Here is a 14,496-nt window from a genome sequence, read left to right as displayed (position 1 = left end):
GAACGGGGAAGCAAGCTACAAACTGTGCGCCAGGGCATGACGTGCAGTATAAGCAAAGCTCAGTTAATGTCCGACGGGATACCGGGAGTCGCTGAGAAGCCTACACTGTATTGCTTGCAATCAGTGTAGGAGTATGTCACTTCAACTTAATACCCGACTGTTCAAGAATAGAGGAACCCCATTTCTGCTCTCAACTCGGAAGTTAAAATTATTATAGGGACACAGTATTATATTGTGTCCCTATATCTCTGGTATATTAAATCGCTAGTTTGCTAGTTAATTTGACTTAGATTATTTGAATATTTCCGCTAGTAAGTCAATTCATCAGTTTGTTACAACAGTTGTTGCAATGACTTAAACGTTTCTTATATATGTCAGAGCATTTGTTGCAAAGCGCGATTGCCTTTGCCTGTTCTCTGAGAGTATGTTTGAAAAATGTTTATTAAAGTAAAAAAGGAGGAACCATAATCAAAGTCCCCCTTTTTAAAGAGCCAGTCCGTTGCGGAGAGAATTTAAAACATCCTCTTGATACCTAACTTACAAAATCGTCCCGGTTTCTTTGAGATAAACCCGTGTAAATGGTTCATCTTCACCCAAGCTATAATCTTCAATCAACCCTTGGCGGCGGATGGAAATATCCTTGCCTTTTTTAATCACCACAGTAGAACTGTCAATGACATCCCGCACCAGCATCATCTCTATTTCGGTAGGATTATCCAAAACTACCATATTACTACTTTGGTAAAACATCCCCTCTTCCTCTAGGATGTCTTCCGCATACTCCGCAATCAGCAAATCAAGTTTGGGATGACGCAGCAAAGTTTGGACATTACTGTTGTAATCTTTGCTTAATACTTTTTTCGAGCGATTTACAAAAACTGCATCACGAGAAACAGCGCCTATTGTCCAATTGGGATGTTGCAAAAGGATATGGTCAATTGTCGCTTGCAGTTCTTCAACGGAGATTTTATTAAAGGTAATAATTGGTATCCTGGCATCTGTACCCGACTCAAAAAAGGTTTCTAGGATATGCGAAGGCACATCAACGCTTTCACCAACAGAAGGTTTAAGATGCATTAAAACGCCTGGTGCAGCATTGATTTCCAGGATGGCAAAGTTACTAGACTTCCAAGATTCTGCAAGACTTTTGGTCATGACATCAATACCGAGGCAAGTCAACTGGAAATGTTGGGCAATATCTTGCGCCAAAATAATATTGTCATCATGAACTGTCCGGGTTGCATCAATGCTCATACCCCCGGCGGAAAGATTGGCTACTTTACGCAGGTAAACAGTGCGTCCCTTCTCAATCACGCCATCTAACGATAAGCGCTGTTCCTCTAAGTAGAGTTGCATCGCATCATCGATCTGAATTTTACTCATCGGCGAAGTTGGCGTGTCTAAACGTTCAGGTTTCCGGTTCTCTCGGCGGATTAACTCTGCGAGCGTTAAATACCCATCACCAACAACCGATGCGGGACGGCGTTCTGTGGCGGCGACGAATCTGCCATTGACACACAACAAGCGAAAGTCTGATCCTGAGATGCTTTTCTCAACAATTATCCGATTTAGCTGACCTTCGGGAATCGCTGCCAATGCCCGATTAAAAGCTGATTCCAGTTCTTTGGAGTCTTGCACGTCAGCCGTGACGCCAATTCCTTTGTGACCTACTACTGGCTTAACTGCCACTGGGTAGCCAATTTTTCTTGCTGCCGCTAAAGCTTCCTTTTCGGAAAAGACAATATCACCTTCAGGTACTGGAAAACCCAAGGTTTTTAAAAATGCCTTGCAGTCATCTTTGCGAGTAGTAAACTCTGAATCTAGATGACTATCGCGGTTAAATGTTGTCGCTACCCCCCGGACGTGTTTTTTTCCCAAGCCGTATTGCATCAATCCTTCTTCCCACAAATAAGAGGCAGGAATAGCTTTTTCATGAGCTGTTCGCAATAGGGCGTAAACTGTGGGACCACCGTAGACAGAGGCGCGGAATTTATTTTGTAACCTCTCTAGTTGATCCCCAAAGAGGAAGCCTTCGTCCTGGGTAATGGCTTCAAACCAATCCCAAGCCAAGTAAACTACCTCTCTAGTTGTGCGTTCATGTAGCGATTGAACGCTAATCCGCACAAAATTTGGATATGGCTTGACACTCCACTGGTTGAGGTGCAAATCCATGTCCAGCTTTCCTACTTCTGACACAACTGGGGCAAAGAGATGGGCATAGGATTCATAGCTTTTTCCGCCCAGTTTTGGATAGCGATCGCCAATGCTTGTAATATAATCTTCAATGGGCAAAGGCTTTCTAGAATCAACTAGAGCAAAATCAAATACTAGCGCCCCTGTATTTAAATAGGGGTTGGGGCCAATGTAATGCTTGAAGTTGAAGATATCGAATACATCCGATCTTCTAGCATTAATGCGGACTAAATCACTGCTTTTTTGTAGAACCATTGATTACGAACCTTTGGCTAAACACCATAAAATAAAAATCGTGAGTTATGGTTACTCAGACTTCTTGATTGGGGACTGATTGATATTAATTTTGGAGAGTGATGGCTTCGCCATTGTTTTAATCAGAACCTACACTAACCTTATTAGTAAGCATTTTCAACTATCCCAAGGCATAACTAAACCCCATTCGTCAGCGACGAACAAATAACAGTCAATTCATCCTGACGAATAATGAAAGATATAACTTTTGAAAGGTGCAATACTCTCCTAATCAGGTGTACAAATAAATGTGCGGTATTGAAAAGACAGCAAAGTATGAATAGCGCAGAAGCTGCTCTAAGAGAGGAAATTCGAGAACTTGCTGAGGAAGCTTTTCACGAAAAGCTGATCTCTGGGCATGGTGATGGGGCAGACATGAATGAGTATCAAATTGTCTATCAAGGTAAACCCAGACATCTCCCACTAGAACAAGCACGTTTTTTCTTAACTAACTTGCTTTACAGAAGTCGGATTCATTAGGACTTCCCATTAGATATCTAATTGTACCCAGCTAGGTTAATACCAATTATTTACCGATTGCGCGATAAATTTCCAATCGGCAATTAATAATACATTCACTTGCGTATATAAAATCTCTCTAGAGGCAGGTAACACTGTGGGTTTTATTAGGCGCAAGAAAATTATTTTTATGTAAAACATCTCTCAATACGGTTCTGATAAGATTCCCCCGCCTACGGCGACCCCCTTTTAAGGGGGTAAAAGAGGGTTATAAGCCCTCTTTTTAAAGGGGGTTGGGGGGATATTCGAGTGATAAACAAGCTAACCGAACCATATTGAAACATTTCTTGGTTTGATTGCGTCTACGCAAATTTTAATACTACCTTCTATCAGCTAATCTACCAAAGGGGTGTTTTGATGGCTTTGATTGTCATGGTTTAGTGAAATTTATTAACTCAAATCAAGAGGCATCATAGTGGAAAGTAATATCAAACGACACCTGGTAATTATTGGGGGAGCTGAAGATAAAGAAGGAGATTGCCAAATTCTGCGAGACTTTGTGCGACGTGCTGGGGGTACAAAGGCGTACATTGTAATTCTGACGGCGGCGACAGAATTACCAAGAGAAGTTGGAGAAAATTATATTAGAGTATTTGGGCGACTGGGAGCCGAGAATACTCGCATTATTGATACAGAAACCCGCGAAGATGCATCTTCATCTACCGCATTGGAAGCAATTAATAAAGCAACTGGGATATTTTTTACTGGTGGAGATCAAGCTCGGATCATTAACATTCTCAAGGACACCGAAATCGATGTGGCAATTCACAAACGCTTCTCTGAAGGTGTAATTATCGCAGGTACAAGTGCAGGCGCTGCGGTGATGCCAGACGTAATGATTGTAGAAGGCGACTCAGAAACACATCCTCGGATTGAAGCTGTTAATATGGGGCCAGGTTTAGGCTTCTTACCAGGGGTGGTAATTGACCAGCATTTTTCCCAACGCGGACGCTTGGGACGTTTAATTTCAGCTTTGATACTAGAGCCTGCTGTTTTAGGATTTGGTATTGACGAGAATACCGCCATGATAGTGACAGATGACCAAATTGAAGTGATTGGTCAAGGCGCTGTCACAATTGTTGATGAATCAGAAGCTACGTATAACAATGCGGGCGAAATTTTGAAGGATGAGCCTTTGGCAATTTGCGGAGCAAAGCTTCATATTTTACCAAATGGCTTCAAATTTAACCTAAAAACTCGTCAACCTATCCTAAATAATGGCTCTGCGGTAAATGTGTCTGTACCAGCTGGCTCAACCAGTACTTAACTTTTAGCAGCTGCATTTAAATTGATTGAGTACTCAATACTTTTAGATTTTATCAAAAAGAATTCAGCAGTCAGCAGCGACACAAGGCATAAATATCTAGATCGGTTCACTTACCATTACCATTATTAAGTCTAGGGTAGGCAAAACTTTGCCCACCCTATAACTAATTAACGTCTCGCAGCTTGCGAGTGTTATCAACTAAACTTTGAGCAAATTGGTCGAACCTTTGGGAGAGTTTCTCATCTACCAGCTTGCCTTCAGGACTGAAAGCACCCCAAGCTTGTCCGATCGCAATTTGTTCTGGAATTACCCAACCATGCACCCATCTAATAATTAACCGTAGATCATTGAGAGCATTACTATTAGACTGACCACCCAAGACACTAATTAGTCCTGTTACTTTACCCGCCAGTTGGTCAAAGCTCATCAAATCTAAGGCATTTTTGAGGATACCACTAACTCCACCATGATACTCAGGTGTCGCTAAAATTAACCCATCGGCGCGACTGACTGTATCCTGCAACCGCTGAACATCTGGATACTCTGGATACTCTTTTGCGCCATTACAAAATGGTAGCTGCAACTGCCTTAAATCGAGAATTTCTACTTCTGCACCTAGAGCTTCTACCCTTTGCCCTGCTATAAGTAAAGCAAGCTGGGTATAGGAGTTGGGTCTTAAACTACCACCAATGCCAACAATTCTCACCATAATTAACCCACAAATTACTAAAAACACTAATATCACGTAATATCACGAGATTTTTTGAAAAGCGGAATCGTTATGATTATGTATATCTTAACGATTTGTATCAAAATGTGTCAAATGAAAATTTAGTGGTAGCAGTCAATACTTGCGGGGCGATCGCGCAACGATCAAGCTTGTGATCAAATATCTTAGGCTAGCTTAGTTGTCATCTCACTGGGGAATAAAATTATCCAGGCTGTTCAACTTCAGACAATAGCCGCAAGAAACTTGGGAATGGTTTTGTATGGAAGTTAAACTAGATAAGAAAGCTGTAATTTCCAGTTATTACAATTTTGAAGAGAAGAATAGGCATAAAACCATAGCTCAACTTGTGCCACCAGACAAAGGGTAATTATTATGACAAATTTGGGAAAAAAAGCATTGATAAAAGGGCAGTCGTCAAAACGCGTTGCTTGGGTTAGTGCTATGGCAGCTAGTTTGATTATGTTGCCAGGAATTTTCGGAAGTACTCCAGTCTTGGCACAAAAAGCAGAGAGTAACTCTCTAGATTATGGCGAGTTGATCAAGAAAGCGAAGGCGGGAGAAATTGAAAAAGTTGAGCTTGACGAAGCCGAACAGCTAGCAAAGGTTTATCTCAAGGGGCAAAAGGATAATACGCCGCCGCAACAGGTGAGACTTTTAGTGCAGAACACAGAGTTAATTAACATACTCAAAAAAGAAAATGTTGATTTTGGCGAAGTTTCCTCTGCTAACAGTCGAGCTGCTGTTGGACTGTTGATCAATCTCATGTGGATTTTGCCACTGGTGGCTTTAATGCTATTGTTCCTCCGGCGCTCTACTAATGCTTCTAGCCAAGCGATGAATTTCGGCAAATCCAAAGCTCGCTTCCAAATGGAGGCAAAAACTGGAGTTAAATTTGAAGATGTCGCTGGGGTTGAAGAAGCTAAAGAAGAACTAGAAGAAGTTGTAACTTTCCTCAAACAGCCAGAAAGATTTACCGCTGTAGGCGCACGTATTCCCAAAGGAGTGCTGTTAATTGGCCCCCCTGGTACTGGTAAAACTCTACTAGCAAAAGCGATCGCTGGAGAAGCAGGTGTACCATTCTTTAGTATTTCCGGTTCGGAATTTGTGGAAATGTTCGTTGGTGTGGGTGCATCTCGTGTGCGTGACCTCTTCAAAAAAGCTAAAGAGAATGCCCCATGTCTAATATTTATTGATGAAATTGACGCGGTAGGTAGACAACGGGGTGCTGGTATCGGTGGCGGTAACGATGAGCGAGAACAAACCCTTAATCAACTGCTCACCGAAATGGATGGTTTTGAAGGTAACACAGGCATCATTATTATTGCTGCCACTAATCGCCCAGATGTGCTAGATGCAGCATTACTCAGACCAGGACGTTTTGACAGACAAGTGATGGTGGATGCACCGGATCTTAAAGGCCGACTGGATATTTTGAAAGTCCATGCGCGGAATAAAAAGATTGATCCTAGCGTATCATTAGAAGCGATCGCTCGCCGCACTCCTGGTTTTACTGGTGCAGATTTAGCCAATTTACTCAACGAAGCTGCCATTCTCACCGCTAGAAGGCGCAAAGAAGCTGTCACCATTTTAGAAATTGATGCTGCTATAGATCGGGTCGTTGCAGGTATGGAAGGTACCGCTTTAGTAGACAGCAAGAGCAAACGCTTAATTGCCTATCATGAAGTTGGACATGCTTTATTAGGCACGTTGCTCAAAGATCATGACCCTGTGCAGAAAGTCACACTCATTCCACGCGGACAAGCGCTAGGATTAACTTGGTTTACTCCCAACGAAGAACAGGGGTTAGTTTCGCGTTCCCAACTCAAAGCCAGGATTACTGCTACTTTGGGTGGTCGCGCCGCCGAAGAAATTGTTTTTGGTAAGCCAGAAGTGACTACAGGTGCAGGGAATGACCTGCAACAGGTGACAACTATGGCACGGCAAATGGTGACACGGTTCGGGATGTCAGAATTAGGCCCATTGTCCTTAGAAAATCAAAGTGGAGAAGTATTTTTGGGACGCGACTGGATGAATAAATCAGACTATTCTGAGGAAATTGCCGCCAAGATTGATGCACAAGTACGCGAAATTGTCAACACTTCTTACATCAAGGCAAAAGAACTGTTGCAAGAAAACCGCATAGTTTTGGAGCGTTTAGTGGATTTGCTAGCAGAACAGGAGACAATTGAAGGTGATTTATTCCGCAAAATTGTTGCTGATAATGCCCAAGTAGCCGATGAAAAATTGGCTGTATCTCATTAAACAATAGGCAAAAGTCAATAGTCTATCAACTCCAAACTCGTTGCCAGGGTTCCCCCAGTTGAAGTAACTGCAATTCAGGAGCCAGAAGTCAGAATGAATGAGTGTGCGACTGGTTCCTGATAATTGGTTACAAGCCCAAACTACATCTTGCTGTGCTAATGTCCCTTATGGAGATAAAAATTAATAAATACTTTATATCTAATACCAATTCTTTATGCTCATGAACTAAACAATAAGCGCAGAGTTATTTCTCTTCCTCCGCGTTCCTCTGCGCTTCCCTTAGCGTTCCTACCCTGCGGGAAGGCGTACCCCTCCGGGGAAGCAAGCTACGCGTAGCGTCTCGTGAGAAGCGCCTATGCGTTAAAAAACAATCTCCTCCCTCATCCTCTCTTCCAGCACATCCAATAACCCATCCACATCCTTACCAGCTTGCTCAAAACAAATCGATGGTGCTGGTTCCGGTGCAAACTGAATTAACTTAATTTCCCCCTTCCCAATGCCAATCATCACAACTTCCACCTCGGGCTGATAATTCTCAACAATTCCCAAAATTTCCTGAAGCCGATTCTCAACTTTAATATTTAACTTCTCCATCTGCTCTTTCGGACAATAAACAAAATGTGGCGTTGGTTGCAAATCAATACCAACAGTACCCTGACTATCGCCATTTGCTAACCATAATCCCCAAAATAGTGCCGCCAATTCTTGCTGATTTGCTTTCACAAACTTATCCAACTGGCGACGCCACTTGTGATCACCTGATTCTGGTTGACTATTACCAAAAAACATAAATAATTTCGTAATTAATACACAAAACTTGGCGCGAAAGTTATTTTAAACCTGACTGTACACGCCAGAGACTAGAATAAATTTCATGTTTCTCCAACAGTTGCTCATGGGTTCCCGATTCTACTAATTTCCCATGTTCCATGACATAAATACAATCGGCATTGCGGATGGTGGAAAGACGATGTGCGATCGCAATTGTAGTTCTATCTACTGTAATCCGTTCGAGCGATCGCTGGATAGCCGCTTCTGTTTCATTATCTACTGCCGAGGTAGCTTCATCTAAAATCAAAATGGGGGGATTCTTTAAGACTGCACGGGCGATCGCAATTCTTTGTCTTTGTCCACCAGATAACTTTTGTCCTCTTTCTCCTACAATTGTCTCATAACCTTGGGGCAAATTAATAATAAATTCGTGCGCCTCAGCTACCTTCGCCGCCGTAATAATTTCTTGTTCTGTAGTCTCAAAACTGCCATAAGCAACATTCTCCGCTACAGTGCCATGAAATAGAAAGACATCTTGACTCACCAAACCAATACAACCGCGTAAATCTTGCAAATTCAAACTTTGCAAATCAATCCCATCCAGAGTAATGTTTCCAGCTTGCACTTCGTACAATCGCAACAAAAGTTTGACTAAAGTGCTTTTACCTGAACCAGTAGAACCGACAATTGCGATCGTTTTTCCTGCCGGAATATCCAAAGACAGATTTTTAATAACTGCAAATCTATCTTGATAAGCAAAAGTAACATTTTTAAATTGCACCTCACCGCGCACTTTATCCACAGGTAATGCTACATTTCCTGGATGAATAGCGATGGGAGCATCTAACAAATTCATGACCCGATTAGTAGAAGCCATTGCTCGTTGATATTGATCAAATGTTTCTCCTAACCTTGTTAAAGGCCACAGCAAACGCTGGATTAAAAACACTAATACGCTGTAAGTACCTACAGACATTTCTCCCGAAACTGCTGCCATCCCGCCATATAATAGTAATGCAGTGAAACCTACCAAAATCAGCATCCTAATTAACGGTACAAAAGCAGCAGAAAGAGCAATCGCCTTGGAGTTACTGCGGCGATAAGCGTCACTATCTAATTCCAAACGAGAGGCTTCATAAGCTTCGGCGGTGAAACTTTTAATAGTAGTAATTCCACTGATATTATTTGATAAACGCGAGTTCAGGAAACCTACCTTTTCCCGCACATCAGCGTAGCGAGGCGCAAGCAGTCGTTGATAAGCAAAGGAACCCCAGAGGATAAATGGCATTGGTGACAAAGCCATCCACGCCACACCAGGAGCCAAAATAAAGAAAGCAGCGCCAATAATTAAAACAGTTGCGGAAACTTGGATAATATCATTCGCTCCCACATCCAAAAACCGCTCTAGTTGGTTAATATCATCGCTAAGAATAGACATTAAACCGCCAGTGCTGCGTTCTTCAAAATAAGCCAATTCCAACTCTTGCAAATGTTTGTATGCATCTAAACGCAAATCATGCTGAATATTCTGCGCTAAATTCCGCCAAAGTCGAGCGTAGGCGTACTCAAAAACAGATTCTAGTATCCAAATAATCACAGTCAGCAAAGAAATAATTAAAAATTGCCCAAAGACATCGCGTATCCCTAACTGTGCAATTATGGAATCCTGCTGCTTGACTACCACATCCACCGCGACACCAATTAAGCCGGGTGGTGCCAAATCGAAAAATTTATTGAGGGTAGAATAAGTAGTCGCTAGCCAAATTTGTTTGCGATACTGGTGTCCATAGTCAAATAAGCGCTGGAGAGGATGCGCTGAATGTTTATGCCTTCTTGATAACCGATGAGATTTTAATCCAGTAGCCACGGATTTTTACGGTTGCGTGTAACTGATATTACCACGGAATAAAGTTCTGAGTCGTGAATGCTGAGTTTGGAATCTGAAGATTAAAGACTTGATTTAGTCAGACTGATGAGAAACTTAAACAAGTAACAAACTTTACTCCAGTCAAAGCAAAATTTTTGACTATTTACTACTCTCAGATTTATCCGTACTATTTTACTCAGCACTCATTACTCACATGGAGAAAGGAACTTGAAAAATCAGCAATTGGGAAATTGGCAAACCACAGTTTTGGGAATTGTGTTAGCAATATTGGTAATTATTGGACTAAATTCCTTTATTATTATCAACCCAGGACAAGCAGCAGTGATCAGTATCTTGGGTAAGGCTAGAGATGGCGCTTTATTGGAAGGTATTCACGTCAAACCGCCTTTTATCTCGGTGATAGATGTGTATGATTTGACAGTGCAAAAATTTGAAGTTCCGGCGGAGAGTTCTACTAAGGATCTGCAAAATTTATCTGCGAGATTTGCGATTAACTTTCGCCTTGATCCCATACAGGTAGTTGAAATTAGAAGGAGACAAGGAACCTTAGAAAATATTGTATCGAAAATTATTGCACCCCAGACCCAAGAAGCATTTAAAATTGCAGCAGCTAGAAGAACAGTAGAAGAAGCAATTACCAAAAGAACTGAATTGAAAGAAGACTTTGATAATGCTTTAGGCGATCGCTTAGACAAATATGGGATAATTGTGTTAGATACTAGCGTAGTTGACTTAGCGTTCTCACCAGAATTTGCAAGAGCTGTGGAAGAAAAACAAATTGCTGAACAGCGAGCGCAAAGAGCCGTTTATGTAGCACGGGAAGCTGAACAAGAAGCACAAGCAGACGTTAATCGTGCCAAAGGTAGGGCAGAAGCTCAAAGACTCTTAGCAGAGACACTCAAAGCCCAAGGAGGACAGTTGGTTTTACAAAAAGAAGCAATTGAAGCTTGGAAGAGTGGCGGCGCTCAAATGCCAAAAGTCCTCGTTATGGGTGGAGACTCAAAAAGCGGCGTTCCCTTCATATTCAACCTTGGGAATGTACCAAATCAACCTTAAAGCCGAGCGAAGTCGTTCGCGTAGCGTCTCGCAGAGAGGCTTTAATTCGAGTAAATAATACTTAGTAAGTTGGGCTAGTCCCAACTCAAATACAACAGCAAAATCAAGAAGATAATAAACGAAGTTTATGTCAACCTCCAATCATCACAATCTCACCGCTGAAGAAGCGAAGAAATTACTGAATAAATTCAACTGTCTAGATATCGCTCCTATCCTCAAGCCATCAGAAAAAGGTGTAATCCGTAATGCCTTAATTTTGCTCACTAAGCTTGCTGATTATCAAATTTTAGGAATTTGTGCTGATACAGCAGAAGAAGGAATACTGGCTATGAAGACCTATTCTCTGGCTTTAGGTTATGAGGCACCAGACAATTTACTTACGCCTGAAGGACCAGTTTATATCAAATTAAATGGCAAAAATGGTTTGTGTTATCTTGATTCTTATGCTGGTCATCATCGTGGAGTATTAGTATCTTGCCAGTCTTACGAAGAAAGCGGAATCAACGAAATGTATGGACATTTACCCTTGGATTTATTTGTATAGAATTCGGTAAATGTAGGTAAGCCATATACCTTACCTACTCCAATCTTTTCTTTCTTTGCGTCTCTGCGCCTACTCTTCTCTTCTCTACGAGAGGCTGCGCCAACGAGACGCTCCGCAAACGAGATCGCTAAGAGCGATTGCGTGAGATAAAAAATCTGTATATTAATGATTAAATTCTATGAGTATCATTACACTTCAATCAGTAAAAAAAGACTTTGGCATCAAAGAAATCTTAAAAGATGCTAGTTTTAGCCTTGATGCAACCGATAAAGTTGGCTTAATTGGTACTAACGGTTCTGGTAAATCAACCTTACTAAAAATGATCGCAAAATTAGAACCCATTGATAGCGGTCAAATTTTAATTAACTCTGGTTCTAAAATTATCTACTTACCCCAGCTGCCAGATTTAGATGAAAATCACACAGTTTTAGAGCAAGTTTTCGCTGACAGTGGCGAACACATGGCTTTGGTACGTGAGTATGAAGAACTTTCGGATAAATTGGCTCACTATCCAGATGATAGCCAACTGATGTCTCGCCTTTCTGTCGTGATGCAACGGATAGATACGAGTGGTGCCTGGGAACTAGAAACTAATGCTAAAATCATTCTCACAAAATTAGGAATTTCCGATTTTGATGCCAAAATAAGCACTTTATCTGGAGGCTATCGCAAACGGATTGCCCTAGCATCAGCGTTGCTAGCAGAACCCGATGTTTTGCTCATGGCTGAGCCGACAAACCATCTTGATGCTCTTTCTGTTGAATGGTTACAAAGTTATTTAAATCGCTATCGTGGCGCACTTTTTCTCATTACCCACGATCGCTACTTTTTGGATAAAGTTACCAATCGGATCATTGAAATTGACCGAGGCGACATTTACACTTACACAGGTAACTATTCATATTACCTCGAAAAGAAAGCCTTAGCTGAAGAATCTGCCGTAAGCAGTCAACGTAAACATCAAGGCTTGTTGCGGCGCGAGTTGGAATGGCTCAAAAAAGGGCCGAAAGCCAGAAGTACTAAGCAAAAAGCTAGAATTGACCGCGCTCATGCTCTCCGGGATACTGAATTTAAACAAGTTCAGGGTAAAGTTGATATCTCTACAGTTGGTCGTCGCATTGGCAAAAAAGTTATTGAATTAAATCAAGTTTCTAAAGCCTATGACGGACGTACCCTAATTAATAATTTTACCTACGAATTTAGTCCAGAAGACCGTATTGGCATCATCGGCGCTAATGGTGCTGGTAAATCCACTTTAATGGATATGATTATTGGGCGGGTTAAACCAGATTCCGGCGTTGCAGAAATTGGTACTACAATTCACATCGGTTATTTTGACCAGCATTCTGAAGAATTGCTCACAGGATTAAACGAAAATCAGCGCGTAATTGACTACATCAAAGAAGAAGGGGAATTTATCAAAATCACCGATGGGACTCAAATTACTGCTTCGCAAATGTTGGAGCGTTTTCTGTTTCCTGGTAATCAGCAGTATGCCCCAATTAATAAACTTTCAGGTGGAGAAAAACGCCGATTATTTCTGTTACGGGTTCTAATGAGTGCGCCTAATGTCTTGATTTTAGATGAACCGACAAATGATTTAGATGTACAGACATTGGCAGTATTAGAGGATTATTTAGAAGATTTTGCCGGATGTGTAATTGTAGTTTCTCATGATCGCTACTTTCTTGATCGCACCATCGACACAGTATTTTCCTTTGAAGAAGGCGGTAATCTCCGGCAATATCCAGGTAATTACTCAATTTATCTAGACTATAAAAAAGCTGAAGAAGCAGCACTGCAACAAGCTGCTAATACTAAAGAGAAGCCCAAAATTGCCGAAGTCCAAAATGTTACGGCTTCACCCAAAGGTGGAGAAAATCAAAAGCAGCGGAGATTATCCAATTGGGAAAAGCGAGAATTTGAGCAGTTGGAAGGCAAAATTGCCCAGTTAGAAGTTGAGAAAGCAAAAGTTGAGAAAACGCTAGCGAATGCTTCATCGGGGAATTATAGCGAAGTGCAAAAACTCTATGATCAGGTGGAAACGCTCAAGAAAGCGATTGATGTAGCGACTGAGCGCTGGTTAGAATTGGCAGAGATGGAGTCTTGATGGTGGGCATCTCACATTTGCAAATATGCCTAGCGATTAGAAATCGCGGCTAAACAGATAAAACCCACCTCCGTGGGTTCAAAACCCTTAATTTTTTATTAATCCGCATAGGCGGACTTTGTTTGTGTAGCTGCAAATTCTATTCGTCCAGTGCAAGATGTGAAATCTAATTGCTCAATATACCAACTAAAGTTGCCCAGCGGTTTACACCCGCTACATTGTAGAAGGTATTGAGAAAGGCGCGGCTGACACTGATAACGATGGCATGATTTCTGTAGATGAACTGCATGAATATGCCCGTAAAAAAGTGCAGGAAGCAGCCCCAGCGATGAAGCCAGAAATTTATGCTGTTAGGGAAGGCTTTAAAATTAAGTTAGCGAAAGCTCCTGTAGGCGATCCTCAATTGCAGTACCGTAAAGAAGTAGAGCGATCGGCTAGAGATGGTAAGATTTCACCTGTGGGTCGCCGCATTCTCAAGCGTCGGCAAAGTGAATTGGGTTTGTCAATTGAGATAGCAACCCAAATTGAAAGCGAAGTTTTGGAACCTTACCGCAAGTATCAAGAAAATCTCAAGGAATATGAAGAAGCGCTGGCTGAGGCGATACAACATGAAGGGATTTTGAGCCAGCATACATTGGAGGAATTGAAGCATTTACAGCAACTGTTGCAACTTAGAGATGAGGATATTGATCCGATTGAAGTGCCTATAGCGATAGGGAAAGACACAATCAAGCAATCTGAATCTCCACACCAAAAGTCTATTGATACCTTAATACAGAAAGAAGCAAAAAATCAATTAGTAGATATTAAATCTACAGAAATAGAACTAGCTGAACAGACAGAGTATAAAGACAAAAGGTTA

General features: G+C 41.6%; 10 protein-coding genes. 6 read left to right on the top strand and 4 right to left on the bottom strand.

Translation table 11 applies throughout. From position 1 onward, the window contains the following. Positions 1-537: 537 nt before the first annotated feature. Complete coding sequence (locus ACEW80_RS16275) at positions 538-2,448, bottom strand: acetate--CoA ligase family protein (RefSeq protein WP_373527594.1); 1,911 nt, start codon at positions 2,446-2,448, stop codon at positions 538-540. 315 nt (positions 2,449-2,763) lie between these two features. Here ACEW80_RS16275 and ACEW80_RS16270 point away from each other — a divergent pair, with 315 nt between their 5' ends. After that, complete coding sequence (locus ACEW80_RS16270) at positions 2,764-2,967, top strand: hypothetical protein (protein WP_373527593.1); 204 nt, start codon at positions 2,764-2,766, stop codon at positions 2,965-2,967. Positions 2,968-3,418: 451 nt separating this feature from the next. Then, on the top strand, positions 3,419-4,273 hold the full coding sequence (locus tag ACEW80_RS16265; protein ID WP_373527595.1) for a cyanophycinase: 855 nt from the start codon (positions 3,419-3,421) through the stop codon (positions 4,271-4,273). A gap of 163 nt (positions 4,274-4,436) precedes the next feature. Here ACEW80_RS16265 and ACEW80_RS16260 read toward each other — a convergent pair whose 3' ends face one another. Further along, positions 4,437-4,982 carry an NADPH-dependent FMN reductase gene (locus tag ACEW80_RS16260; protein ID WP_373527592.1) on the bottom strand — a complete coding sequence of 182 codons (546 nt, stop codon included), beginning with the start codon at positions 4,980-4,982 and terminating at the stop codon, positions 4,437-4,439. Between the two features lie 393 nt (positions 4,983-5,375). On the opposite strand from ACEW80_RS16260, the gene ftsH reads away from it, so the two are divergent. Continuing rightward, complete coding sequence (ftsH, locus tag ACEW80_RS16255) at positions 5,376-7,265, top strand: ATP-dependent zinc metalloprotease FtsH (protein WP_373527591.1); 1,890 nt, start codon at positions 5,376-5,378, stop codon at positions 7,263-7,265. 360 nt (positions 7,266-7,625) lie between these two features. Here the strand turns inward: ftsH and ACEW80_RS16250 are convergent, their stop codons facing one another. Together ACEW80_RS16250 and ACEW80_RS16245 are read right to left on the bottom strand one after the other, a co-directional pair. Continuing rightward, complete coding sequence (locus ACEW80_RS16250) at positions 7,626-8,054, bottom strand: hypothetical protein (RefSeq protein WP_373527590.1); 429 nt, start codon at positions 8,052-8,054, stop codon at positions 7,626-7,628. A 40-nt stretch (positions 8,055-8,094) separates the two neighbouring features. Beyond that, entirely contained in the window at positions 8,095-9,903 is a 1,809-nt protein-coding gene (locus ACEW80_RS16245) for an ABC transporter ATP-binding protein (protein ID WP_373527589.1), read from the bottom strand. A gap of 228 nt (positions 9,904-10,131) precedes the next feature. Between ACEW80_RS16245 and ACEW80_RS16240 the strand changes: the two genes are divergently transcribed. The 3 genes from ACEW80_RS16240 to ACEW80_RS16230 all read left to right on the top strand — a co-directional run bounded on the left by ACEW80_RS16240 (position 10,132) and on the right by ACEW80_RS16230 (position 13,634). Continuing rightward, the gene (locus tag ACEW80_RS16240) at positions 10,132-10,980 is read left to right on the top strand and encodes a prohibitin family protein (protein ID WP_373527588.1); all 849 of its coding nucleotides are present in this window, start codon (positions 10,132-10,134) and stop codon (positions 10,978-10,980) included. Positions 10,981-11,107: 127 nt separating this feature from the next. Next, the gene (locus tag ACEW80_RS16235) at positions 11,108-11,524 is read left to right on the top strand and encodes a DUF1824 family protein (protein WP_373527587.1); all 417 of its coding nucleotides are present in this window, start codon (positions 11,108-11,110) and stop codon (positions 11,522-11,524) included. Positions 11,525-11,702: 178 nt separating this feature from the next. Further along, entirely contained in the window at positions 11,703-13,634 is a 1,932-nt protein-coding gene (locus tag ACEW80_RS16230) for an ABC-F family ATP-binding cassette domain-containing protein (RefSeq protein WP_373527586.1), read from the top strand. The last annotated feature ends 862 nt before the right edge of the window (positions 13,635-14,496 follow it).

It is taken from the genome of Nostoc sp., from assembly GCF_041747015.1.
Taxonomy (GTDB): Bacteria; Cyanobacteriota; Cyanobacteriia; order Cyanobacteriales; family Nostocaceae; genus Nostoc.
This window is presented reverse-complemented; position numbering and strand designations above follow the sequence as displayed.

Coding starts and splice junctions, on each gene's coding strand:
- ftsH (WP_373527591.1), top strand. CDS start 5,376: ATGACAAATTTGGGAAAAAAAGCATTGATAAAAGGGCAGTCGTCAAAA.
- ACEW80_RS16250 (WP_373527590.1), bottom strand. CDS start 8,054: ATGTTTTTTGGTAATAGTCAACCAGAATCAGGTGATCACAAGTGGCGT.
- ACEW80_RS16260 (WP_373527592.1), bottom strand. CDS start 4,982: ATGGTGAGAATTGTTGGCATTGGTGGTAGTTTAAGACCCAACTCCTAT.
- ACEW80_RS16275 (WP_373527594.1), bottom strand. CDS start 2,448: ATGGTTCTACAAAAAAGCAGTGATTTAGTCCGCATTAATGCTAGAAGA.
- ACEW80_RS16230 (WP_373527586.1), top strand. CDS start 11,703: ATGAGTATCATTACACTTCAATCAGTAAAAAAAGACTTTGGCATCAAA.
- ACEW80_RS16270 (WP_373527593.1), top strand. CDS start 2,764: ATGAATAGCGCAGAAGCTGCTCTAAGAGAGGAAATTCGAGAACTTGCT.
- ACEW80_RS16235 (WP_373527587.1), top strand. CDS start 11,108: ATGTCAACCTCCAATCATCACAATCTCACCGCTGAAGAAGCGAAGAAA.